Genomic DNA, 23369 nt, shown 5'->3' with positions numbered 1-23369 from the left:
TTTCTCCTTTCCCATTGAACCTATTGTGGAAATTCGACAATAGTCGGCCGACTAAGCATATATAACCTTCCATGCCGAAAGACGCCTCGGCGAGCACACCGGACCGGGAATCGAAAAACTGCACCACATCGACGCCAGCCTCGATCTGGCAGGGGCTCCGAATCCAGGTTAACGAATAAGTTCTCCCAGGATTGATGCGAGATAGTCGAGGTTCCAGCCAGCCACTTTTCGCCTGCGCTTAAGGGAGTGCTTGTCGGGCAAGGCTCAGACGGAGGTTGATGGCAAAGTGGCGGACGATGGCGATGTTTGTGCACGCCATGGCCTTTTCTGAGGCGGGATTGATCGTCGTTAAAGGCGACGTCGAACGTCCAGTGCAGGGCGTTCTCGACCAGCCAGCGGCCGCGCACGGCTTGAGCGGCTCGCTCGGCGATGAGATGGGCTGAAGAGATGAAGCATCTGGTGTCGTGTCGGCAGCGATCCTTGAGTTCGGTGCGGGCTCGGACGCGGATGATGGTCTTAGTGTTGGGCAGGCGCAGTTCGCCGGGAAAGCGCCTCACGCCGGAAAGCCAGCCGGTCTCGCGGGAGACGGTAACGGCGCGCTCCTCGATACGGCCATGGGCTTTGTCGAAGTCGACGGCACTGTCGAGGCAGGCGGCGGGAGCATCGTCGAAGTAGCGCTCAATCTCGGCGCGCAGCGTCGGTTGGTGGCCCGTGACCGCGAGCAGGTAGTCGGCGTCGACATAGCGGATTGAGGCAGCTCGTACCCGAGAGTTGGGTTCAGGATATCATCCAACCTCTTTCGGATATTGGGGGAGGAAGAGGTTACGGCTACGCGCCCGCGCACCGGCCACCGGTGTCGCTGGGGCGATCCGCGCGGCCCGAGCCGGTCGCTCATTCGTCGCCTGCGAGACCGTCGAAGGCGTCGAGCAGTGCATCGACGATCGCCTGGCCCAGCGCCTTTGCAGTCTACCAATTTGGGGGCTTCGTTTCCGGGGCGGGGGGCGGTGGCCAGGTCAGAACCCAGATCGGTCAGGACCGCAAGGCCCGCTCGATCGCCCATTGTGCAAAATCGTCCCGGCTGTCGATGATCCTGGTATCCATGAACGCGCGCTCCGGCGTTTACGATTTCTTTGGCCGATTCCGGCTATGTCAGGGTGCGCGATAGGTACTGCGTTCGCGCCACTTCATCGTTCAATCCTCGCGTCTCACGCCTCACAGATCAAGCCGTTCCGCTTCGCACGGTCGCGGAGGTTCTTGACGGAAGAGGAGCTCGTTTCGTCCCGCCACGCGGTGTCCGTTCATGATCGGAAGAGAGCCCAGTGTTGGGGCGGTCCACCATTGACTTCCGATGAGTAGTCCCCCAGATATAGCCCGTTGGGCTATAGGAATGGTATGCAGACTGTCGCCGAGACCTCATTGTTCATCAAGCACGCGGCTGAGTTATTCAGCGAGGATGAACGAAAGGAGCTGATCGACTTTTTGGCCGCCAATCCGCAGGTCGGTGACGAGATCCCTGGCACTGGCGGCGTACGAAAGATGCGTTTCGCCGCCAAAGGCAAGGGCAAGCGTGGCGGCGCACGGGTCATCTACTACTGGTACAGTGCTGACGCGCCGATCTATGCACTCTTGGCGTACGGCAAGAACGAAAAGGTTGATCTGAAGCCCGATGAAGCCAAGGCGGTTGCTGCATTCGCCAAAGCGATCAAAGCAGCGAACAGGAGCAGGACATGAGCGAGATGACGAAATTCGGCGCCGACCTGATCCAGGCCATGTCGGAAGCTTTAGCGCACGCGCAAGGCAAGGATGTTCCTGGCATCGAGGTACACAGCGTAGATGTCGGGGCAGTCGACCCAAAGGCCATTCGCAAGAAGCTCGACCTTACCCAAGACGAGATGGCAACCGTGCTCGGAACCAGCCCTTCCGGCTACAAGAAGTGGGAGCAGGGGAAGAGGCAGCCGAGCGGGGCTGCACGCACCTTGCTTCGCGTCATGGACAAGGAGCCCGAGGCCGTGCTGCGCGCCTTGTCGTCCAAGGACGAGGTTTCCGACAACAAGCAGACGTCTGCCGCTACGCACTGAGCGGGGCAGGGGACTTTTGTCGCATTGCATCTTAATTGCAAGAATGCGGTTGTTTCCGTCATGTTGGGCAGTTAATTGCGAGAATGGCGTAGCTCGGCTTCTCGCTTGGCAAGCACCCCTCATGCCCACTTTAATGGATCCTCTGCCCCGTAAAGCGATCTCGTCCGTGCCAAAACTCGCAAACTGGACACCATTCGCCTTCGTAATCGATTCCTTCCTCGTGAGGGCACCCAATAATGCCCTCGGTCATCGTGACTGACCGCACCTGATGCTTCTCGATAAATTCAAGTATCTCGCGGGCAATGCCGGGGTCGGCGCGGACGTCGCCATGATCTACTTTCCAGTCGTGCAACTCTTCGACCTCTTCATTCGCGGATGGCACGATGCCAACTGCGACCTTTGTCGCTTGGCGCAGGTTCGGACCATAGAAGGCGATGGTCGCAATTGGCCATCCCCGGTGTCCCTTCCGAGCTTTCTTTTTCAGGCGCTTGAGAAATCGACCTTCCAACATGCTGCACTCTCCACGACCGCTGCGTTCATGATCGGTCTTGCCGATCTGCGGGGATATTGGGAAGTTTTGTTTTCGCGAAAACCACTTGGTCATTCACTTCCGCTAGGCGATGGCCCCGTGTCTTGGCAGAATGGTCAAGATAGGCGAGTGAAGGCCGCAGAATTCTTCGTTGAAGCAGCAGAACCGGCCATAGGATTTTACCTCATAGCGGACCCTGATTTTCTTCATAATGCGGAGGAGGCTGAATGATTTCACGCTGACGCTCATAAGCTTTGCGTACATCATACGCCAAGCCGAGAAACATTCCCTCCTTGTCACGAACGGGCCGCGTTCTTGACGTCATGCACAACCTCATGCAGCCAGCGCAGAGAGGGATAGTATAGTCTGAGATCAGCAAGAGGCCGGCGTGATTTTGCAGCAGGCGATACGAAAGCAAACCACCCTCCCCTTTGCGAGTCAGCCCGCGAACGATCTATGGTTCAGGGCGATTCACGAAATCCACGGATCAAAGAGATCGATACCAAAACCCTCGAAATCCTTGGTGTTGCGCGTCGCCAGAAGTAAGGAGGTTCTTCGCAACCGCCGTCGCGGCGATCAGGCCGTCCATCGACGAGAGCCCACGACCGCGGCGCTTCGCCAGCCCCATCAGGTCGCCCCAGGCCAGGGCAACGGGTTCGTCTACGGAGAAAAGCCTCTGCTCGAAGCGCATCGGCAAGTCCCGAGCCAGCCAGTCGGCGAGGGCTTCTCGTTTCCATCCCTCGTCCATGAGAACTACGCCACGCCGAATCTCGGCGATCGACACGACACTGATGAACGAGCGATCCTCATCGAGCCTATCCAGCCACTCCAAAACGCGCGCAGAAGGAGACGGCCTTGTCACCTCAGATAGCACGTTGGTGTCGAGCAGGAGCCTCACAACGGCAGGTCACGCGATTCGTCGCGTAGCCGTTCGAGGTCCAGATCGGCGCCGCGCAAGGGCGAATCCAGCAGGAACTCCGCAAGCGTGCCCTTGCGTGCGGTCTTGCGCTGCCATTCCTCAGCTGAAACGACAACGACGCTTGGTTTTCCGTTGCGCGTGATCGTTTGTGGCGACGACTGCGCGCGCTCAATCACCTCCGACAGTCGAGCCTTAGCCCGAGCAACGGTCCAGCTGGGATCCTCTTGGGGTGCAGATAGCACGTTGCCCTCTATAACCACGATGACTATCATGACTATATAGTCCGCGCCATGCGCTAGAGCAACAGGGCAGGACAGGGCGCTTCTGCAGCGTTACAGTCTGGCTCGACTTAGTGAGATTGACACGGAGCCGATCGCGCCGGCGTCGGTATTTGCGCGTCATCTCTACGGATGCGTGGCCGGGCTGCTTCTGCACATGCACCATCGACCTCGGCCACGGACGCAAGGCCGGCGCGCAGGGAAATCCCCCGATAGATTGCCATGCACGCCGGCGGCCAAAGCCGTCTGGCCCACACGATTGAGCACTTCCTAGGCTGACATCCGGCAAAGCTTCGCAATGGTCGCGGCCGACATCGAGGCCGACGATTTCGGAGCGCCGCAGGCCGCCCGCGAAGCCCAGGAGCAGCATGGCGCGGTCGCGCAAGCCCCGCAGCGTGCCGCGGTCGAGCGTCTCCAGCATGGCGATCAGATCGTCGCGCAGCACGGCTTCCTTCTGCCGGGGAGGGGAGGCGTGTTTGTTGCGGATCCCGGCCAGCACGGTGGCGATATGGCGATCCTTGCGATCGAGCGGTTGGCCGCGTTGCGTATAGTTCCAGGTCAAGGAGGACAGGCGGCGCTCGATCGTCGACACCGACTTTTTGCCTGCTCCTGGCGCCGAGGCCTGCGCCGTGATGTAGAGCCCAACGATCTGCGGGTCCGGAGGCAGCGGCTCAAAAGACTGGCGACGGCACCAGGCGCAAAAATGCTTCCAGTCCGAGGCATAGGCGCGACGTGTGTTGGCTGAGCTCGCCGCTTCGACATAATCGCGGGCGCGCTCCGCCAGGCGCTCGAGATGCCCAGGCAACCGGTCTTGTTCCTTTGCTCGAACCGGCAGGGGAGGGGAGGGGGCTGCCTCTTCGCCACCGCGCGGTTCATGCGGCGTCGGATGGCCCATCTCCATCACGAGATCGACAATGTCCGGCAAGTCGCCCGCATCGGCCGGATCGGTGTGCTTCATCAAATGGCGGGCATTGCCCATCAAAATCTCGTCTGTGGTAATGTCATGGCGGCGCGATTCTCTGCATCCTAGCCTGAGACCAACGGACTGATTTGTCCACCGCAGGATGGCCGGTAGGATCGGGATACCGAACTCACCCATGTCTTTGTTCGGCTCGACTCAGCCCAGTCCTGGAAGGTGGTTGAGGCGAGGACAAGTGCATTTTCGGTGACCGATATCGATGGCAGCATTGCTTAACGAACGGGCGCCAGGATGGGGGTTAGACGTGCGCATCCGGTTGAGGCGGTAGTAGTTTCGTGGGGAGGAAAGCGAAGAATTCACCGCCTCCGTCAGGCAAGATCCACCACAGCCTTTGCGAGAGCGCCTAGGCTCTTCACCTCCACGCCATCCTTGAGAGGGAAGCTTTCGGCACCGGGATAGACGACGAGGCGACGCGCCGGATTGACGTCCTCGCAAGCCAGGTGAAAGCCCTTTTCAACCTTCGGCGCCAGACTGCGCTTGATCTCGATCGCCCAGGGACGTTTGCCGGGCGCAGCCAGAAGCAGGTCGATTTCGGCGCCGGCGGCGGTCCGATAGAAACTGGCCACTGTACGCGCAGGCGCTAAGGAGAGAAGATTTTCGATGACGTAGCTCTCCCAGCTGGCCCCGACAACGGGGTGCCCGGAAAGGCCATTGAGATCTTCGATGCCCAACAGCGCGTGCACGACGCCGCTGTCGCGCACATAGACTTTTGGCGACTTTACAAGTCTCTTGCCGGTATTGGCGTGATATGGAGGAAGCCTTCGCACCAGGAGAAGATCGACGAGAAGATCGACGTAGGATGTCACGGTCGGTGCGCTGACGGCCAGGCCGGACGCCAGCCGCGAAGCGTTCAAGAGACCAGCCTGATTGTGGGCGAGCATGGTCCAGAGCCGCTCCAGCGTCTGTGCGGGAATACGTGGTCCGAATTGCGGGACATCGCGTTCGAGGTAGGTTCGAATGAAGCTGCGCCGGAACGCCAGGCTGTCGGCATCGGAGGCTGCCAAAAAGCTGTCCGGAAATCCGCCGCGCAGCCATAGGCGCTCGGTGTCCGTTGCTCCAACTTCCAGGACATCGAGCGGCGTCATCTCGACATATTCGATACGGCCGGCAAGGCTTTCGCCGGATTGGCGGAGCAGGTCCATCGATGCGGAGCCCAGCAGCAGGAACCTGCCGCTGCGGCGTCCCCGGCGGCGGCCCTGATCGATCAAGCCGCGCAGTTCCTGGAACAAGTCCGGCACACGGTGGATCTCGTCGAGAATGACCAGACGATCTTCGTAGGCCTTGAGAAAGAGGACGGGGTCCGAGAGCTTGTTTCGATCCTCGCGCGACTCCAAATCGAGGTAAAGCGCACCGGTCTCCCCGCCGACTTCCAATGCGAGGGTAGTCTTGCCGACCTGTCTCGGGCCGATCAAAGCGACAGCCGCCTGTCGTCCGAGCGCTTGCCTGACCAACGGTAGGACCCTGCGAGAAATCATCCTTGCAAATTACAAACTTCACTTTCATTTTGCAAGGACCCTCGGACGCCCATTTTCCTGCTGCGGACGAAAATAGGGCAGGGGGCATTTCGGCCTTCTCTACGTGCCGTCCCATCTCCATCACCACATCGATGATGTCCGGAAGATCATCCTGGGCTGGGTTGTCTGCGTTGGTCAGGATGGGGATTCTAGCGTGATTTGGCCGTCAAAAGCGAGCGGCAACGGCCGGTTCGCGCGGCTGGTCATCTGGCTACTGGTTGGAGTATCTGGGAGCTGCTTTGTACGCCTTCAATACACATATATTGACATTCATGACTCCGTTTAGCTACATTGGCAATAGCAGGAGTGAAGGAGATTGTTATGCCCCGGGCTGCGGTTGAAGCGAATGAACGGATGAACCTGCGGGTAGCGGCGCGGCAAAAGGCGACACTGATGCGGGCGGCAGCGCTTGCGCATACGGATTTGACGGAATTCGTCACCCGCGCGGCCCTGCGCGAGGCCGAAGCGGTGATCGAGGGCGCCGAAAAAATTGAGGTCTCTGAGCGGGATTTCCTGCGCATCCTGGAGCTCATGGACAACCCGCCTGCGCCGAACGAAAAACTGCGCGCTGCGATCGCCGCGTTGCCGCGTGACCGATGAGCCTTCCGGCATGGCATGAGGAGCCGATCTCGAAAGAACATGATCGGACTGGCTTCGATTGCGGCGAGGCGGACATGAATACGTTTTTGGCCCGGTACGCACGCCAGAGCCACGAACAGAACGCCGCCAAGACCTATTGCGCGATCGAAACGGCGCGGCCCGGGCGCATCCTTGGCTTCTACTCGATCGCGCCCTCGGCTGTCGACCATGCGGCCGTGCCGGCGCGAATGACCAGGGGATTGGCGCGTCATGACGTCCCGGGCTTTCTCCTGGCGCGTATCGCCACAGACAGGTCGGTCGCGGGGCAGGGGTTGGGTGGTCAGCTGTTGGCTGCCGCCGCCAGGCGTTGCTTGCGGCTGGTGACGGAGGGCGGCGGCATCCTTCTGATCATCGACGCCAAGAACGAGCGCGCCGCCGATTGGTACGCCTCCTTCGGGGCCGAGCGCCTGCAGGGCCAGCCCCAAGGCCAGCCTTTGCGGTTGGTGATTCATCTGTCGACGTTCGCGGCGGATTTACGGGCCGCGGGTCATCTTTGAACGCACTGCCGTTTGTACAATATCGACGGCTGCGATCAACCGAGCAGTTGCAGGCGTGTTTTATCGAGCCTCATGGATGGCCGTGGAGCGGCTTTCTGGGGTGCGAACGCCCAAAGGCCGCGAAAGAGCACCAGATCGCGTCCTATGCCCATCCATGGCCGAAAGCGCACAAAGTGGGCCAGTTTCGGACTGGCCTCGCCCTGCAGGGAGGTTTTCCGGGGCTTCGAGGCTGGTTGGGGCGCACTCTCCGGCGGCCTGCATCGGCACGTGAATCGGAAATGGTGAGACTGCGTGACAAAGCCAGACGGCCGGAGATCCGCATCAACAGATCTGGAAAATCAGCAACTTAAGGAGAGCCCGGATCGGCGCCATGCATGTGGTCTCACGAAAACCGACTCAAAAAGGGCATCAAGCCTGACGAATTCCGGTCAGTTGACAAGCATTGCCGGTCGAAAAGCGCGTCCCTGATGTCATAAATCGTCACAAGTTTGCGGCGGACGCCAAGTCATGAAACTGCGGACGCTTCCCCCCACTCGAGGGAAAACGCACATACGTTTCCTATCACGCCAGTCGTGTTAGCTACGGGTCCAGGCCAAGCCTTCCCGCACAGTCGACCAGTTCTTGGCCCAAGAGGCAGACAGCCGCACCGCCTCCGCATTAGGGTGCGAGCTGCGATCTCGGCCAGCCAGGGATTGAAAAACGGCGTCCAGGGTAATACCTTCAAAACCTGTCGCATTACAATTGGTGTGAACATGACCACTACAGTTACAGCCAAGGGACAGGTGACCATCCCGAAGCCGGTCCGCGACCTTCTCGGTATCGTTCCAGGCAGCAAGGTCGATTTCGTCCGCGCCGCCGACGGTAGCGTGGTGCTTGCACGCGCCGACAAGAAGCAGCCGGCGAGCCGCTTCGCCAAATTGCGTGGCCATGCCGGCAAGGGGCTCGATACCGACGCGATCATGGCGCTGACGCGTGGCGAAGCGTGACGCTCGTCGACACCAACGTTCTGCTCGACTTGGTCACAGATGATCCCAAGTGGGCGGATTGGTCGGTCGCGCAGCTTGAGGCAGCAGGCCTCAATGGACCTTTATTGATCAACGATGCTGTCTTTGCCGAGCTTGCCGTTCGATATGACCGCATCGAAGACCTCGACGCGTTTGTCGATGAGGCGGGTCTCGAAATCGCTCCGATGCCGCGCGCCGCCCTGTTTCTCGCTGGAAAGGTATTTACGCAGTATCGCAAGTCCGGCGGGTCGCGCACCGGCGTGCTACCCGACTTCGTCATTGGCGCCCATGCTGCCGTTAGCAGTCTGCCGCTGCTGACCCGCGACGTCGGCCGCTACCGCACCTATTTTCCATCATTGAAACTGATCACGCCGAACAGCTGAGCGACCCATCGGGTCAGGCAGGGAGGGGCTTTCGCCCTACAGTCCGCTCGCCTTGGTCAGATTCACCCGGAACCGATCGCGCCGGCGCTGGTACTTGCGTGTCATCACCGTCGAGGCGTGGCCAAGCTGCTTCCTCACATAGTGTTCATCAACTCGGCGGAGGACGCGAGGCCTGCGCGCAGCGGATGGCTAGAAGACCTTTGGCCGCGCTCGGAAAGATCTCGCGCACACCGGCGGCAAGGCCGCGCGTTTGACCAGCCGCGCCACCTGCTGACCGTTCAGCCGATCGGCTCCCAACACTTTGCCCTGACCGGTGACGCGGCGGGAGGGGCCATGCGCAATACGGGCCAGCTTCAGCCAAGCCTACAAGGCGACGACCGGGCAGGCGGCGTCGGACGAGCCGCGACCAATTTCGACCTCGCGCCAGCCGGTCTTGCCCGCAACGTAACCAGCACGCCCATGTCTGGAAAGAATTCAATCGAGCGCGGCCGTCCTCGGTTTGATCGCCCGCAACATCAAGGTCGACGATTTCGGAGCGGCGCAAGGCGCCGGCGAAGCCCAAAAGCAGCATGGCGCGGTCGCGCAGACCACGCAGTGTGCCGCGGTCGAGCGTTCCCAGGACGGCGAAGATCCTCGCGCAGGATCCTTTGACGGGGCGGGAGGCGTGTTTGTTGCAGATGCCGGCGAGCACTGGTGGCGATATGCCGGTCCTTCCGGTCGAGCGGTTGACCGCGTTGTGAATAGTTCCAGGTCAGCGACGCAGGCGGCGCTCGATGGTCGACACCGACTTGTTGTCCCTGTGCGACCCCGAGGCCAGGGCCATGATGTAGATGCCGACAACTTGCGGATCCGGCAGCAGCGGATCAAACGACTGCCGCAGGCAACAGGCGCAAAAATGCTTCCAGTCGGCGCCATAGGCGCGACGGGTGTTTGCCGAACGCTCTGCCTCGACACAATCGCGCGCGGTCGGCTCAATCCGTGTGCGTGCTAGGGCGGTGGCAGCAGCTTAAATTGGTTCGGTCCTAGGCTTGAAAGCTGCCGACAAGTGCCATATCTTTTGCACAAGAAATATGACTCTCGATATGGTATGGTGAATACCGTGGCCCATGCACTCAAGATCCCAGAGCAGAACGGACCTCTCATCTTGTCCTACATGGACCGGAATGGGAAGATTGCGATCGAGCAGGTCGCGGACGGTTTTGGCATGTCCAAAGGCCAGTTAGCCCAGACTGCCGGTCTTGCGCGCGAGACCCTTTACCGGTCAGAGCGTAGCACCACGGTAAAGACCCAGGGGCGTCTGCGGGAAATGCTCGAGATCATCAGCCGCGTGACGGATTGGGCGGGTGGCAAGGAGCAGGCGATGGCTTGGTATCGGGCTCAGCCGCTTCCAGCATTTGGCGGACGCACCGCTGAGGCGCTGGTGAAGGACGGCAAGGCCGCAGCGGTCCGTGATTATCTCGATCACATGGCCGTTGGCGGGTTTGCGTGAGGGTCGTCAGAACCTGCTACCGCGCACACGATCCACGTTGGGCATTCAAGCCGACTTCCGGCGAAGGAGCGGCGATCCGAGGCGCCCGATTCAATCCCAAAGGCGTGCCGGCACTCTATCTGGCACTGACCATCATGACTGCGATCAAGGAAGCCAACCAGGGCTTCGCACAGCGGATCGATCCGTGCGTGCTTTGCTCCTATGAGATTGATTGTGACGACATCGCGGATCTGACAACGCAAGAGGGGAGGGGAGAGTTTTCTGTGACGCTCGAAGAGATGGCCTGTGCCTGGGCGACTGCTCTCAGCGACGGAGAGCGCCCGGCGTCCTGGTCCATCTACGACCGGCTGCGGTCTCGAAATATTGCCGGCATTGTGGTCCCAAGTTTCGCGCCGAGCGCCGAGATGGAGGATCGCAACCTGGTCCTTTGGGACTGGGGTCCGGATCTGCCGTACAAGGTAACCGTATTCGACCCGAGTGGGCGGTTACCGAAGGACCAACTATCCTGGCGATAACGCATTCTCGGCATCCGAAGGGCAGGGGAGGGCGCTTGCATCCTACAGTCCACTGGCCTTGGTGAGATTGACACGGAAACGATCGCGCCGGCGCTGATAGCGGCGAGTCATTTCAGCCGAGGCATGGCCGAGTTGTTTTTGCACATAGCGCTCGTCGACCTCGGCCGAGGATGCCAGCCCTGCACGCAATGAGTGCCCCGAGAACTTCTGACCGCGCTCGCCCTCCGACAAATCGCCACGCACGCCGGCGGTCAATGCTGAGCGCTTGACCAGTCGCGCCACCTCCTGACTGTTCAACCGCTCGGCGCCGACAGCTTTGCCTTGCCCTGTCACCCGTCGAAACAGCGGTCCGTGGGCGATGCGCGCCAGCTTCAGCCAGGTCTGCAGCGCGACAACCGGACAGGTGGCGTCGGCGGAACCACGGCCGATCTCGACCTCGCGCCAGCCGGTTTTACCGCGCAAGGTGACCAAAACGCCCTTTTCCAGGATCTCGATCCAGCCCGAAGAATCCTCGGTCTGGTCGCGGCCGACATCGAGGCCGACGATTTCGGAGCGCCGCAGGCCGCCCGCGAAGCCCAGGAGCAGCATGGCGCGGTCGCGCAAGCCCCGCAGCGTGCCGCGGTCAAGGGTCTCCAGCATGGCGATCAGATCGTCGCGCAGCACGGCTTCCTTCTGCCGGGGAGGGGAGGCGTGTTTGTTGCGGATCCCGGCCAGCACGGTGGCGATATGGCGATCCTTGCGATCGAGCGGTTGGCCGCGTTGCGTATAGTTCCAGGTCAAGGAGGACAGGCGGCGCTCGATCGTCGACACCGACTTTTTGCCTGCTCCTGGCGCCGAGGCCTGCGCCGTGATGTAGAGCCCAACGATCTGCGGGTCCGGAGGCAGCGGCTCAAAAGACTGGCGACGGCACCAGGCGCAAAAATGCTTCCAGTCCGAGGCATAGGCGCGACGTGTGTTGGCTGAGCTCGCCGCTTCGACATAATCGCGGGCGCGCTCCGCCAGGCGCTCGAGATGCCCAGGCAACCGGTCTTGTTCCTTTGCTCGAACCGGCAGGGGAGGGGAGGGGGCTGCCTCTTCGCCACCGCGCGGTTCATGCGGCGTCGGATGGCCCATCTCCATCACGAGATCGACAATGTCCGGCAAATCATCGGTATCGGCCGGATCGGTGTGTTTCATAAAATGGCGGGGATTGCCCATCAATCTCGTTACCGGGAATGTCATGGCGTACGATTCTGTGCGACCCAAGGTGCGATCTGCGAGCCGATTTGTCCACCAACGATCACATGCAAAACGCGCAGCACTTTGTTGCTCGTCGCACGGGCCATTGCCCGCGCAAGCTCCGTCCGGTCCGTCGCGGGCTGCGGCACAAGTGTGAGGTCGCGGCCACGCTGCCAACAGGCGACCCGGCTTGCATACGCGTTCAACAGTCTTTATATTTCGTTCAACGTCCGGAGAACGATCATGGCCACACGCGCCGCCGCCGAAAACGACGAACGGGCCGCTCGCACCCGCAATCGCCTGACACTCGAACAGGCGAGGGCGGTTGGCCTTCTCGGCGCGGCCAAGAACACGCGCCTCTCAGGCAGGGTGTCGTCGGAACTGATCGAGGCAGCAAAGAAGCGCGCTCATGTCAGCTCCGACACCGAACTCCTCGAGCTTGCCTTGTCGCGGCTGGCCCTTGAGGATGACTTCGGCCCCCGCCTTGTGGGTCGCAAAGGCAGCATCCCCGCGGACATCGATCTTGGCGTTTGATCTGCGGAACGCGCTGCGTTCCCTCAAGCCCCAAGCGCGAACCGCCGGGCTCGAACGGCGAGCGGATTCCGCGCTGTCCTGGGCAGGGGACGAGCCGCCTGTTGGCGGCGTCCTTCTGCTTGACACGAGTGTCTATCTGGACGTCCTGCAGGGACGCTCGCCCGAAGCGGTCGATGAGCTTCTCAGCTATCGGCTCTGTCACCACTCGGCGGTTTGCCTTGCCGAACTCACCCATGTCTTTGGTCGACTCGACCCGGCCCACGCCACGACGAAGGCGGTCCTGAAGGTGGTTGAGGACACGATCGAGGACATTCCGGCGCATCGGCTTCATGCTCCTGACGCCATCGCGTGGGGACGCGCCGGCATGCTTGCCGGGCTGTTGTTCCGGCTGACCCGGCTGCCGACGGGGCAGGGGCACGAACGCCGCTTTCTCAACGATGCGCTGATCTTCCACCAGGCCGCTTTGCTCGGGGCGACGGTCCTGACTGGCAATATCCGGGATTTCGATTACCTCAACCAGCTTGTGCCATCGGTGCGGGTGATCTTCTACCGGTGCTAGAGCTTTTCAGATCGCTCGCGCCAGCTTCAGACGTGGTCCGGTTGTTGCGCGCGGATGTCTTGCGGATCCCTCCACCCCGCGGGTGCCAGCGCCTGTGTCGACCCTCGGATCCGGGAGTGAATCGGAAATCGTGAGACTACGTGACAGAAAAAGGGTCTGGCAGCGCGTTTTGATTCAGTTTTCGTGAGACTGCGTGACAACCGGCGTGCAGGCCTTCGGCGAAGCAAGTGCCTGCAAATCAATGGTTTGGGGGACACAGGCGTGGACGGCATGCACGCAGTCTCACGAAAACCGATTCAAAAATCAAAAATGGCGGTAGGTCGCGCACGGGGTTCCTGCCCGCTGAAACAGGCCCAAAAATCCCGAATCATCTGGCCGCACAAGCATGCGCGCGATGTCGCCCGGAGGCGTGAATTTCGGCGTCCTGCTCGACCTGTCCGGAGGCTGGGCGCGGGCCCGATCGTCAGGCGAATTCGGCCACACGCGGGAAAACTTCCTCGTGGTTTCAAAGCGCTAGCCATGCGATCGAGCCGGGTTTGATGAGCCTCCCAGCAATTGCGGGCAGCGGACAGCGAGTGAAGCGACCTTGCGGAAAGGGCAAAAAAGCGCTAGAGTTGGCCTGCGATGCAATGACCCGTGGTCGTTGCCATCGGCTTGGGCCGGCAGCTGGGAGCCGCCGGCCTGAAAAGGCCCGACGACCTGCCGAAGCTTGGCGATTGTCGGCGGCTTGGCTCCCAGACGAAATTCTCAGCATTTCCGGTCGAAAAGCGCGTCCCTAAGCCGGCTTAGGGATTTTTTTAAACGAACGATAATGCAACATTATCATTCATTATTGTGGCACGACAGGCTGTGCGTTTTGATGCGAAAATCATGGCGCAAAGCGCACGGCCACTCTACGCTCCAAATCATGATTCGCCTCGATCCCCACAACACCAGTTCCTTGCCCGCCAGCCCCGCCGCGCCGCCGACCGTTCCAGCATGGGCGCTCACAGACGCCGGCGCGCCGAGTGACGCCGACGCCGCCTACCGGGCCGGCGCTGCCTTGGCTTCGCTCGACACGCTTGCCCGGGCGCAGCCTGCCTGGGCTGGCGCCTGGCGCCAACGGCTGGCGCTGAACTGCGCCGCCGCCAGCATGCGGCTCGCCGGGCGCGCCGAGGACGAAGCCGCCCTGCGCGATGCCTGGTATCTGCGCCCGCCAGGCGCCGATCCCGGTCCCGCCGGCGCCATCCTTGGCGCCTGGCGGCTGTTTTCCGCGCAGCCGCCCGGCGGAACCCCCGACCGGCTCGAAAAGATCGCCTACCAACTTGGCCTCCACTGGGATGCCACGGCACTGGCCGCGCTTTGCGCGCAAATCGAAAAACTGGCGCGGTCGTCGCAGCCGGCGCCGTTCGCCGCCGCGGCGATCGCGGCTCACACGGTCGCCATGCGCCCCGATGCCGAGCTGTTTGCCTGGTGGCTCGCCGACCTGGTGCTGGCACAAGGCCTGGGCTGGCCGCGGCCGCTCCCGCTATTAATGGCGCAGGTTTTTGGCCCGGCCTTCCGCGCAGACGCCGGCAGCGGCAAGCGTATCCGGCCCGGCGAAAAAGGCTTTGAGCGGGCGGTCTGCGTGGCGCTGGCTCAAGCGGCGGCCGATGCCTGCCGGCTGGCCGCCGAGCTGTCGCGCCGCGCGGAAAAGCTGCTTACGGTGGCGCCAAAACTGCGTGCCAAGGGCGCCGGCGACGTGATTTTTTTGCTGCTCAGTGAAGACGCTGTTCCTGGCACTCTGACCACCAAAAACCTGTCGCGCTTTGCCGCGCGACGTCTGTTCGAGCGGCTGCAACAGCTCGACGCCGTGCGCGAGCTGTCTGGCCGTTCCTCTTTCCGGCTTTTTGGACTTTAGCGATGGCCGAGACAGCGAGCGACGAAAGGGCGAAAAAAAATGTCCAGCGAATGCTGGTCGACACCGAGTTGGAGCACCTGCCGCCGGAACTACGCTGGCGCGAGTGGATGGGTCGCGTCGAAGCGGTGATCTTTGCTGCCAGCGAACCGGTGACACGTAGTGTCCTCGCGCGAGTGGTGGGAAAAAACTGCAATATCGAGCTGATTATCGACGACATCCGCGCCGAGCTGGCCGGCCGCCCCTATGAGCTGGTCGCGGTCGCCGGCGGCTGGCAGCACCGGACGAAAAAGGTTTTTGGCGACGCCATCCACGCCGCCTTCGGCCAGCAAGGCGGCCAGGGCGAAAAAGAGCTGTCGCAGGCAGAGGCGCTCGTCTTGATGTGCATTGCTTATTTCCAGCCGATCACCCGCGCGGAACTGTCGAGCTTTTTCGGCAAGGAGGTGTCGCGCGATCTGATCGGCGTGCTACGGGGACAGGAGCTGATCGCCTCCGGGCCGCGCAGCCCGCAGCCGGGGGCGCCCTACACCTATGTGACGACGAAGACTTTTCTGTCCCAGTTCGGGCTCGACACGCTGCGCCAGCTGCCGGATTTCGAGGCGCTCGAGGACGCAGGGCTGCTGTCGAAGGAGAAGCTGCTAGCCGGCGACATCATGCCCGACTTTTCCGATCGGGATGAGGATCGGGTTAGGCAAGAAGGGCGGTGAGGACCTTCTTGAAGTGTTTGGCCTCGGGAGCTATTGCAGCGCGCTTTCGAGGAGCCAATCCTCGACGGCTGGAGTGAGATTTGCAGGATTCCGAACTCGCTTTGTTGCCTCGTCGCCGTCAGTCAATTGGCAACCCAAAGGCTCTTGAGTTCGTGACCGACAGTCCACTGGGCAGAAGTCTGGGTATCATTGCATTTGGACTCATACGGGTCGCGAACCATCTGGAACTCGTTGTCGACCACTGCGCCGAACAGAAAGCACTCGTCCTTGTACTGACCACGCTCCGCGCTCGCCATCTTCACCGTCGCTTTGACGACGATGCCGTCCAAGTTGCGACCCTTCCAGTTGACGGTGCCGTAGTCCTGAACTTCGGAGGTCACGTCAGTGGGCTTCCAGTTGTCTTGTGAGAGGCCAGCATTCCACTTGACGAAGTCAGGGAACAGCGTCTCCACATTGATGCCGGAAGACACGTTGGTCTTGTCCGTGGCGCCCAGGACGGTCCTCTTCAGGCCGTCCGAGAACAGGTTCAGCAGTGCGGTCGCGGCTGGTCCGTTTTTCTGGCGCAAATCCGCCTGACGGAGCGACTTGGAGTTCTTCTCGTCCGTCTCGCGCCGGGCAGCGATCTTCTTCTCCTCGTCGGCGGCCACGCGTTTGGCCTCCGCGGCTTTAATTGCCTCCTGTTTGGCTGCATCCAGTTTGGCAGCAGTGCTGGCGGCATCGCTTTTGTCTAGCCACACCGGGGCGAAGGCAAACTGAACGCCATCGCGAACGAGCGCTTCCGACGTGGCCTTCAGGTCGGCGGCCGACGCGTAGAGCACCCGGCATTGTTCGTGCCTTACGTCCTCGTAGGCCTTATCGATCGACGGATACGAGACGGTGCTTCCTGACATGCCTGTGAAAGCAGCTATCTTGCCAATGGTCGCCTCGTGCACCGCAGCTTTGCCGTCGACGACGCTGCAGATCCGGTCGGACGAGCTCGTCAGCAGGATGCCACCATATCCCTCGCGCATTCCTGACGAGACTTCCTGAGCGATCTTCAAGGCCAGCGTCTGGTCTGAATCCATGCGGGCCTTAATATCCTCGAAGCGGATAGGATCGAACACCCGGATCGTCTTGGCTTGCATCGCTTCGAGGTAGGCCGCCTGAAGCGTTGCCGGGGCCTCCAGGAAAGTCTTGCGCTGGACGAGGAAGAGGTCGGCGCTTTCAAGGCCGCCCGCCCCGCAGTCCGAGCTGACGTTTATTGCCTTGCCTCCCATCGGGTCGATCGCCTCGAGCAGCGCCTTGTCCAAGGCAGGCGTTCTTTGAGGACCGAGTAGGCAGATCCAGGCTTGGTTCTTCGTCAGGGAGAATTGGCCCGATATCGTGCGCAGGAGCGAAGGCGCCTTCGGGCCAGCGTTGTAGAGAACGACTACGTCCTCCAGCGGGCCGCGGAGGAGGGCCTTATTCAAGTCCGTGACCGCATAAGTCGCGCTGTCGCTTTCCTGGCTGGCTCCGCTTCCTGACTGGCTGGCAGCGGCCTTCCTTGTATCCAGTTCCTCCGCCAGCGCCTGCCGAGCGATCAGCGCTCGAACGCCTTCTCTGGCCTCGGTCAGAGAGTCGAGGTCGTTCGTGTCGGAAACGTCATCGAGCGATTTGACCTCCTGGACGACCTCGGGAAGCTTGGCCGATGTCAGATGGCTGCTCATCCAATGCTTGAGTGACTGACGGTCGGCCTGCAGCTCGGCGAAGATCTCAGACTTCTGCTTTTCGATCGCCTGGGCACGCTCCTTGTCCATTGATGCCGAAAACTCGGAGTAGCCGGGCACGGCCGTGAGCAGGTCGCTCAGCTTGAGCGACGAATTGTTCAGCGCATCCGTGGAATCTGTCTGGACCTGCGCGTTCAGGGCGGCGGCCTGGCCGGCGATCTCGACGAGGTTCGAGGTCTGAGGGTTCAACTTCAGGAATGTCTCGGCATCAGAGAGCAGCGCCATCGCGGAGGCTCTCGCCGCCTTCAGCTTGCGGGCCTCCGCCTTGTCGTAGGAGGCCTTGTCGGCAAAGCCCTTCTGCTTTGCATTGCGGAACGCGGCGGGATCGGAAAACCCCGATGCGCGATAAGCGACCAACTCTGTCCTGGTCTGAATGCCAAGCTGGGCGGCTGCACGATACTCGTTGGCTGCCGTGAATCCGCCTGTCTGCGCCCGCTGGTATTCATCGCTACTGCGGAAGTCGCCGGAGATCGCCACATCGTAATCGTGCTGCGTCATGAAACCCATGCTCTTCGCCTGAGCGAATGCGCTAGCCGAGGTGAAGCCGCCAGACCTTGCATCGTTGAAGCTCTGGGCGTCCGTATAGCCGAGAGCCCGGGCTGCGTTTCGCTCCTGGTCGCTGTGGAAGCCATCGCCGGCGTTACGTTCGATCTCGGCCAGGCTGTAGTCTGCGAGAAGTTCCCCCGGCTGCAGGTCGAAACGCCCAAGGTATGCCCTGAAGGCCTTAACGGTCGTCGGTCCGATCAGGCCATCCACAGAGCCGGAATACAACCCAAGCTTGGACATCGCCGCCTGGAGCCTTTGGACGACCCTCAGATAGTTGGGCTGGGTCGCGAAGTCGAAAGAGGCTCCTCTCTGGTATGACATCCAGACCAACCCATCCAAACCGTCCCCGCGCGAGAGAAACGAATCCTGAGGGATGATATGCAGTTCCTTGAGCGAGGTCAGGTTCGCCTTCGCCTTGTCCTGGTAAAGCGTCCCGGCGACGACAGCAAACACGCCGTTCCGGCTGTGAACGACAAGTGTCGGCCCCAGTGTCGGCGCATAGGATTGCGCAAGAGCGATGGCCTCTCCTTCGGTCGGCCTGCTCGATACAACGAGCCAAAATGCGTTCGACTGCGGAGGCCGGAAGGCCATCGGCCGCGCCATTTGCTGCCCGTTCTGGATTATCTGGATAAACTCGGAAAGCGATGATGCCGAGCCCATAGCTGGCAAAGAAAGAGCCGCCAACAACGCAGCAACGCCCACACTGCACACGCGACGCATGGTAATCCCCTACACAACCCCAGCAGCCATATTCACGAATCCTAAAGGCTAGGCAAGAAGGCGGCAGCGCTTTGAGGTTTTATGCTTACCGGGTGATGGCAAGCGATTGGTGTTAAAGGCGGAGGTCCGTCTCCCGGGAGGTCCGAGGAGATGAATAGCCGCAGCGACGCCACGCATCTACCCTCTCCATCACGATGATGATCGTCGGTCACAACCGGCGGCACGGCGGAACCGACAGCAGCGTCCTGGTCATGCTGATCAGGCGTGGAAAGATACGTGTAACCCTTCTGGAAACGGTGCGAGACCTACGATGCAAAGTAGCAACCCCGAAGTATAGATGGTCGATTCCCTGACGACGTTCTCGATACTGACGATGTCGCCTTGGGACGGAGCAGGGACGTTCTGCGGATGCGTATGCCAGTCTCCAACGTAATGAAGTCCAGCGGCGAAATGCCGGTCGATCTCCCTCTGCTCGGCTTTGCGGTCTGGCCAAAAGTGGAACCGGCCCCGGCGGTCCGCCGACCTTGGGCCGGTCGCTGCTAGCACAAGCCAAAGATCCGCCTTGATATCGGCAAACAGCTGTCCCCCAGCCTCCTTGCTGAACCAACCCGTCTGTCTGTGGGCGTCGAAGACCCTGAGCACGTCTGGCGAGAACTGGGCGGTCAGGCAATGGAACCGCGCGATGACTGTACTATCTTCGAGGGCTACGGCCACTGTTGCTCCATCACTCCTGAAACCGACGCGACGGGCTTCATCGCCTTGAAGTCCTCCGTCCATTGCCCTTCGGCGCGTGCGAGATTGCGACCCGACGTCCACCATGTCCGCCATGTGTCGGCTAACCCTGGCTCCAGCAATCGATCGAGGCACAGTTCGGCGACCATCGCCTGAACCGCGACAACCTCGATCGCCCCGAACGGTGTCGTTGAGTTTCCGCATTCCTTGGGCGGCTGGCGATCGTTTCGCGAGGCGGGACGCCGAGGTACACCATCCTCAAACCCGTCCATGAACTGAGCGCCACCTCCAGACAGCAGCAATGCATGCCCGGCTACGCCCCAAGCCTCCATCCAGCCGAACACGACAGCGATCGGTGGAGCTTCCTGCCGCGCGAGCTCGGCGATGTAGGTGTCGGCGTGCAATGACCCCGTGGTTGCCACGATGAGGTCCGCGCCTTTCAAGATGTGGTTCCCGGACAGGACGAGGTCCTGGATAGTTTTCGAGAAAGCCCTCGCCTCGACCATTCCCGGCAGGTCTTGCCGCAGGTCCGACGCCAGGGCCCGCGCCTTCGAATGCCGGACGCTACGGCCACCGAGTTCATGACGTCGAATGTTCTCCCAGCCGAGGTTCTCATGATCGACCAGATCGAGGCGTCCGACGCCGGCTTTGGCGAGCAGGCTCGCCACGCCCGCGCCGACAGCGCCACATCCCACCACAACCACCCTCTTGTCGGAGAGGTCGGTCAAGGCGATGATGCTGCGGGAGGCCGAACTGTCAAGCAGTGACGTCGACAAGCGCTGAATGGTGTAGTGGTCGAGAAGGTCGCCAACTGCGATTTTGGCCCCGGGCCGAAGCTTGAGACTTTGTTTGCGTCGCGACCCTGTCTTCTGCGAGGGCAGGGTTTTCAGAAGCCGGACGCCTGCAAACTGGTGGCGGCCGGAAGGCGCAATGCCGACCAGCACCAAGACGACCCCGTTCGGCACCGCGCTCAAAGCCTTCAACATCGCTTTTCCATCGTCGACGGCGTGCGTCTGGAGGAGCTCGAGAAGGCTCCTAGGGTCCGCGGGGAACTCCGAAGGCAAAGGGAACGTCTTGAGTTCGACGAAGAAGGCGGCATTCGTGTGCCTAGGTGCAGTCCCGGTCCGATTGTCCCACCAGCGAAGCATCAACTCCTTGCTGGCAAAGGCAAAGACCTCGTCGCCAGCCAGGACATATGAACCTATTAATGCACGTTCCTGGTAGAGCAACGAGAGGGCCGGGGCGGCGACGTCGGCTCGCTGGTTCCAGTAGTTGGTGAAGTCTTCCTGAAGGTCGTGGTCTTCCGCCCCGGTCTGATGCGCATCAAGGAGTTCCAAGGCTTCCCCCAGCACCTGTCGGGCGGCGTCCGCCGGATCGGTCGAAAACTCAACCTTCGTTAGACACAAGCGACCATCGAGCTCGACATGCGGCAGGTTTCGAGCGGCATCATAGTTGACTAGATAGGCGTTCGGCCGCGAATACGGGAACGCGGTGTCGGCCCCGATCGACAGATCGTGGCCCCAAACCCCGAACAGCCACTGATGACGGCCTGTCGGTCGCCCCTTGGCATCCTCGCAGGCCCGGTACCCTCTGTACTCCGGCCGATAAGTCTCGAAAAGCGCGGAGACGGCGTCAATGGCCTGAGCGATCGTCAGCATGGCTGCGCCCTCAGGCGTAACGGGTCTCGCCCCGCTTGACCGCTGGGCCAACTTTCTGGGTAAGCGACTTCGCCCCGTCCGGATCGGGTTGCTGGGAGAACCAGTCCGAGTTGAAGAACTTGTCCCAGGCACTCATCGCCTTTTCGTGGTCGCAGTCCCACTCGTCAAGAACATCGAGATGCTTCAGCTTCTCATCGAGTTTGTCGTGGAGGAAGTTGGCCTTGGCATTCCCGTCCTCGATGATGTTCTCGTCGAGAACCGGGTGCTTGACTGCTTGACTCCAGGAAAGCTTGTCCCTGATCGCCTTGGCGACATTGCGCAGCGTCTTGTCATCGCGGTCGGCGGCTCCGGCCCAATGATCGGCCACGAGCTTGGAGATGACGAATCCGTTCGAAATCTTGCCCTTCCAACTCGAGCGGCTCCGCGCGAAGGCCTTGAGCAGCCTTACGACTTCGACGAACTGCCCCTTGTCGCCGTCCTTAGATGCGTTGTCGCAATTGTCCTTGTTGAAGTCCTGGAACCATGACGTCACCGCGAGCGCATCCGAGCGCTTCCAGTTGGAACTGGCAAGCTCGTAGTGGTCCGACTCCTTTCCGGTCCAGGCGTCCTTCACGACGACGTGGCGGTAGACGGGTACGTCGATGTGGTAGCCCTCGTTGTAGTAGACCCGCACGCAGTTCTTAAGGACTTCCGGAGGGATGTTGAAACGATCGTCCTGCAGCGCGTCCCAGACCATCTCGCGTGCCGCGAGCGGTGTCTTGTCGCCTCCTTTCGGCCCAACGAGGTCCTCCTTCTTGAAATAGACGCCGTCGTCGATGTCGTAGTCCTCGTCATTCTCGACGATCATTGTGCGCATGGCGTAGGAGCCCTGCGTCCGCTGCCCGATGGGAGTCGGATCTTCGTTCGCGGCGAGACCGTCCTTCAGTCGTTTCCGGTTCGTCTTTGCCCTTGCAAAGATGTCTTTACGGCTCTCGTTCGGAAGTCGCACTTCCTCACGCTGGTACTTCGCTACCTGGAGATGGCAGTCTCTCATTCGAAATGCTCCTTGGGTACACCCGTTTCCGGCATCGTGGGCAGAGACATCATGAGATTGTGGATCAATTGACCCTGCGGGTTCCGAATGTCGTCACAGGCGCTTTTGACCATGTCTGCGTCTGTCGACGCTTGGCTCATGAGGGCATTCATCGCCTCCGGCCTGCTATCGTCGAGACCGAGATACTCTAGTTTCGAGGCCGGGATTTTCTGCTGCGGGAAGCGGACGTGGTGGACTTCCCTGCCGCATTTGCTCAACACATTGGCGAACATACGGGCCATGTTGTCGAAGGCGAACTCTTGGGCTGTGATGCTGAGGGGCGCGACATCGGCGCCGAGCTTCCACTGAAGCATCGACCTGTGGACCTTATTCTGCGAAATCTCCTCTCCTTCAGGCCGAGAGCAAGTGCCCAAGGAGAAGATTTCGATGGGCTGCTCGTTTTCCGCATTCATCAGCGCGTCCAGCATACCCACCATGACCGGGTTGTTCGCCCACAGTCCACCGTCGGCAAAGACCTCGATCTGCTCGTGCTTGCTGTCGGGATTCTTTATTGCCGCCAAGGACCGGTAGATCGGGGCCGCGCTCGACGCCAGGCAAACATCAACAAGCTTATAATTGTCATCCCGGACGCCGCTCGTCTTCGTCTTCTTGAAGACCCACGCCCTATGCGTGCTCATGGCCACTGTGGGGATGGAGAGCGAAATTCCGCGCTTTCTGTAGACATCGAGCATAGTGATGTCTCCTAGCTCTACACTGAGGGCTTTTCGCAGCGCCGCATCGCCGGCTCTGACTATATTGCCACCCTGGGCGATACGAGCAAGAAGCCTCCCTTTGCTCTCGGTGATGCGCTCGGGGAAAATCCGACCACCCCAGTCCCGGTAGAGCTTAACGAGGTCGCTCATTGGGCGGCCGATGGCCGCAGCGCAGGCGATGATAGCCCCCGTGCTTGTTCCGGCGATCAGATCGAAGCCGCGTCCTAGGTCGAGATGTTCCACCCCGCGTATTCTGCGATACTGGTCGAGCAAGCGGTCGAGAAACGCAGCGGTGTAGATGCCACGCATGCCGCCGCCGTCGAGACATAGGACCCTGAACGGCTTTGCCGCGGAAGGCGTACTTTCAGCAGCTTCCATCGCCTTAAATTATACCTTTATTTCCAGTCATCGGCAGTGCCGCTCAATCTTAGAACCTTCATATGTTCCTGCCTTATTGCAGGAACA

At 61.1% G+C, this 23369-nt stretch carries 21 protein-coding genes and 4 pseudogenes; 12 read left to right on the top strand and 13 right to left on the bottom strand.

Annotation, left to right across the window (positions count from 1 at the left end; all coding sequences use genetic code 11):
* Nucleotides 1-168: 168 nt before the first annotated feature.
* A pseudogene (locus ACFSQT_RS01545) lies at nucleotides 169-758 on the bottom strand (ISAs1 family transposase); the annotation flags it as partial.
* Nucleotides 759-1392: 634 nt separating this feature from the next.
* Between ACFSQT_RS01545 and ACFSQT_RS01540 the strand changes: the two are divergent.
* Entirely contained in the window at nucleotides 1393-1731 is a 339-nt protein-coding gene (locus ACFSQT_RS01540) for a type II toxin-antitoxin system RelE/ParE family toxin (RefSeq protein WP_378924545.1), read from the top strand.
* Nucleotides 1728-2078, top strand: coding sequence for a helix-turn-helix domain-containing protein (locus tag ACFSQT_RS01535; RefSeq protein WP_378924543.1), 351 nt, complete (start codon nucleotides 1728-1730; stop codon nucleotides 2076-2078). Before ACFSQT_RS01540 ends, ACFSQT_RS01535 begins: the two co-directional genes overlap by 4 nt.
* A 130-nt stretch (nucleotides 2079-2208) precedes the next feature.
* Here ACFSQT_RS01535 and ACFSQT_RS01530 read toward each other — a convergent pair whose 3' ends face one another.
* The 5 genes and pseudogenes from ACFSQT_RS01530 to ACFSQT_RS01510 form a co-directional block, all read right to left on the bottom strand.
* The gene (locus tag ACFSQT_RS01530) at nucleotides 2209-2682 is read right to left on the bottom strand and encodes a hypothetical protein (protein ID WP_379016706.1); all 474 of its coding nucleotides are present in this window, start codon (nucleotides 2680-2682) and stop codon (nucleotides 2209-2211) included.
* A gap of 396 nt (nucleotides 2683-3078) precedes the next feature.
* Nucleotides 3079-3505: pseudogene (locus ACFSQT_RS01525) on the bottom strand (PIN domain-containing protein).
* Nucleotides 3502-3798 carry a type II toxin-antitoxin system prevent-host-death family antitoxin gene (locus ACFSQT_RS01520; protein WP_379016705.1) on the bottom strand — a complete coding sequence of 99 codons (297 nt, stop codon included), beginning with the start codon at nucleotides 3796-3798 and terminating at the stop codon, nucleotides 3502-3504. Before ACFSQT_RS01520 ends, ACFSQT_RS01525 begins: the two are co-directional and overlap by 4 nt.
* Nucleotides 3719-4783: pseudogene (locus ACFSQT_RS01515) on the bottom strand (tyrosine-type recombinase/integrase). Before ACFSQT_RS01515 ends, ACFSQT_RS01520 begins: the two are co-directional and overlap by 80 nt.
* 308 nt (nucleotides 4784-5091) lie before the next feature.
* Nucleotides 5092-6195, bottom strand: coding sequence for an ATP-binding protein (locus tag ACFSQT_RS01510; protein ID WP_465264320.1), 1104 nt, complete (start codon nucleotides 6193-6195; stop codon nucleotides 5092-5094).
* A 423-nt stretch (nucleotides 6196-6618) separates the two neighbouring features.
* On the opposite strand from ACFSQT_RS01510, the gene ACFSQT_RS01505 reads away from it, so the two are divergent.
* From ACFSQT_RS01505 to ACFSQT_RS01490, 4 genes are all read left to right on the top strand, one after another.
* A complete protein-coding gene (locus tag ACFSQT_RS01505; RefSeq protein ID WP_120017798.1) occupies nucleotides 6619-6897 on the top strand; it encodes a type II toxin-antitoxin system TacA family antitoxin in 279 nt (92 codons plus the stop codon).
* On the top strand, nucleotides 6894-7433 hold the full coding sequence (locus tag ACFSQT_RS01500; RefSeq protein ID WP_120017799.1) for a GNAT family N-acetyltransferase: 540 nt from the start codon (nucleotides 6894-6896) through the stop codon (nucleotides 7431-7433). Before ACFSQT_RS01505 ends, ACFSQT_RS01500 begins: the two co-directional genes overlap by 4 nt.
* 752 nt (nucleotides 7434-8185) lie before the next feature.
* Nucleotides 8186-8419, top strand: a complete 234-nt coding sequence (locus ACFSQT_RS01495) for an AbrB/MazE/SpoVT family DNA-binding domain-containing protein (RefSeq protein WP_109670799.1) — start codon at nucleotides 8186-8188, stop codon at nucleotides 8417-8419.
* Nucleotides 8416-8820: a type II toxin-antitoxin system VapC family toxin gene (locus tag ACFSQT_RS01490; protein WP_379016702.1), complete on the top strand. Its 405-nt coding sequence runs from the start codon at nucleotides 8416-8418 to the stop codon at nucleotides 8818-8820. The genes ACFSQT_RS01495 and ACFSQT_RS01490 overlap by 4 nt, the downstream gene beginning before the upstream one ends.
* 36 nt (nucleotides 8821-8856) lie before the next feature.
* On the opposite strand, the pseudogene ACFSQT_RS01485 reads toward ACFSQT_RS01490, so the two are convergent.
* A pseudogene (locus ACFSQT_RS01485) lies at nucleotides 8857-9796 on the bottom strand (tyrosine-type recombinase/integrase).
* Between the two features lie 123 nt (nucleotides 9797-9919).
* Here ACFSQT_RS01485 and ACFSQT_RS01480 point away from each other — a divergent pair.
* Together ACFSQT_RS01480 and ACFSQT_RS01475 are read left to right on the top strand one after the other, a co-directional pair.
* The gene (locus ACFSQT_RS01480; protein ID WP_120017836.1) at nucleotides 9920-10309 is read left to right on the top strand and encodes an MbcA/ParS/Xre antitoxin family protein; all 390 of its coding nucleotides are present in this window, start codon (nucleotides 9920-9922) and stop codon (nucleotides 10307-10309) included.
* Nucleotides 10306-10824 carry an RES family NAD+ phosphorylase gene (locus ACFSQT_RS01475; RefSeq protein WP_379016701.1) on the top strand — a complete coding sequence of 173 codons (519 nt, stop codon included), beginning with the start codon at nucleotides 10306-10308 and terminating at the stop codon, nucleotides 10822-10824. The genes ACFSQT_RS01480 and ACFSQT_RS01475 overlap by 4 nt, the downstream gene beginning before the upstream one ends.
* A 42-nt stretch (nucleotides 10825-10866) precedes the next feature.
* Here ACFSQT_RS01475 and ACFSQT_RS01470 read toward each other — a convergent pair whose 3' ends face one another.
* Nucleotides 10867-12000 (bottom strand): site-specific integrase, encoded by a 1134-nt coding sequence (locus ACFSQT_RS01470; RefSeq protein WP_379016700.1) that lies wholly within the window; start codon nucleotides 11998-12000, stop codon nucleotides 10867-10869.
* Between the two features lie 285 nt (nucleotides 12001-12285).
* On the opposite strand from ACFSQT_RS01470, the gene ACFSQT_RS01465 reads away from it, so the two are divergent.
* From ACFSQT_RS01465 to scpB, 4 genes are all read left to right on the top strand, one after another.
* A complete protein-coding gene (locus ACFSQT_RS01465) occupies nucleotides 12286-12576 on the top strand; it encodes a hypothetical protein (RefSeq protein WP_120017802.1) in 291 nt (96 codons plus the stop codon).
* Nucleotides 12566-13135 carry a type II toxin-antitoxin system VapC family toxin gene (locus tag ACFSQT_RS01460; protein WP_379016699.1) on the top strand — a complete coding sequence of 190 codons (570 nt, stop codon included), beginning with the start codon at nucleotides 12566-12568 and terminating at the stop codon, nucleotides 13133-13135. Before ACFSQT_RS01465 ends, ACFSQT_RS01460 begins: the two co-directional genes overlap by 11 nt.
* Nucleotides 13136-14042: 907 nt before the next feature.
* Nucleotides 14043-15014: a DUF1403 family protein gene (locus ACFSQT_RS01455; RefSeq protein WP_379016697.1), complete on the top strand. Its 972-nt coding sequence runs from the start codon at nucleotides 14043-14045 to the stop codon at nucleotides 15012-15014.
* A 2-nt stretch (nucleotides 15015-15016) separates the two neighbouring features.
* Complete coding sequence (gene scpB / locus ACFSQT_RS01450) at nucleotides 15017-15718, top strand: SMC-Scp complex subunit ScpB (protein ID WP_379016696.1); 702 nt, start codon at nucleotides 15017-15019, stop codon at nucleotides 15716-15718.
* 122 nt (nucleotides 15719-15840) lie between these two features.
* Here scpB and ACFSQT_RS01445 read toward each other — a convergent pair whose 3' ends face one another.
* From ACFSQT_RS01445 to ACFSQT_RS01425, 5 genes are all read right to left on the bottom strand, one after another.
* Nucleotides 15841-18729 (bottom strand): peptidoglycan-binding domain-containing protein, encoded by a 2889-nt coding sequence (locus tag ACFSQT_RS01445; protein ID WP_379016694.1) that lies wholly within the window; start codon nucleotides 18727-18729, stop codon nucleotides 15841-15843.
* Nucleotides 18730-18987: 258 nt separating this feature from the next.
* The gene (locus ACFSQT_RS01440) at nucleotides 18988-19506 is read right to left on the bottom strand and encodes a Mov34/MPN/PAD-1 family protein (RefSeq protein WP_379016693.1); all 519 of its coding nucleotides are present in this window, start codon (nucleotides 19504-19506) and stop codon (nucleotides 18988-18990) included.
* Nucleotides 19434-21119 (bottom strand): ThiF family adenylyltransferase, encoded by a 1686-nt coding sequence (locus tag ACFSQT_RS01435; protein WP_379016691.1) that lies wholly within the window; start codon nucleotides 21117-21119, stop codon nucleotides 19434-19436. The genes ACFSQT_RS01440 and ACFSQT_RS01435 overlap by 73 nt, the downstream gene beginning before the upstream one ends.
* Nucleotides 21120-21129: 10 nt before the next feature.
* Nucleotides 21130-22152, bottom strand: a complete 1023-nt coding sequence (locus tag ACFSQT_RS01430) for a cyclic GMP-AMP synthase DncV-like nucleotidyltransferase (RefSeq protein WP_379016689.1) — start codon at nucleotides 22150-22152, stop codon at nucleotides 21130-21132.
* On the bottom strand, nucleotides 22149-23282 hold the full coding sequence (locus ACFSQT_RS01425; protein WP_379016688.1) for a patatin-like phospholipase family protein: 1134 nt from the start codon (nucleotides 23280-23282) through the stop codon (nucleotides 22149-22151). Before ACFSQT_RS01425 ends, ACFSQT_RS01430 begins: the two co-directional genes overlap by 4 nt.
* Between the last annotated feature and the right edge of the window lie 87 nt (nucleotides 23283-23369).

The sequence above is a fragment of the Mesorhizobium calcicola genome, from assembly GCF_042682105.1.
GTDB lineage: Bacteria > Pseudomonadota > Alphaproteobacteria > Rhizobiales > Rhizobiaceae > Mesorhizobium > Mesorhizobium calcicola.
The sequence above is the reverse complement of the archived record's forward strand: the minus strand, read 5'-3'. Positions and strand labels throughout refer to the sequence as shown.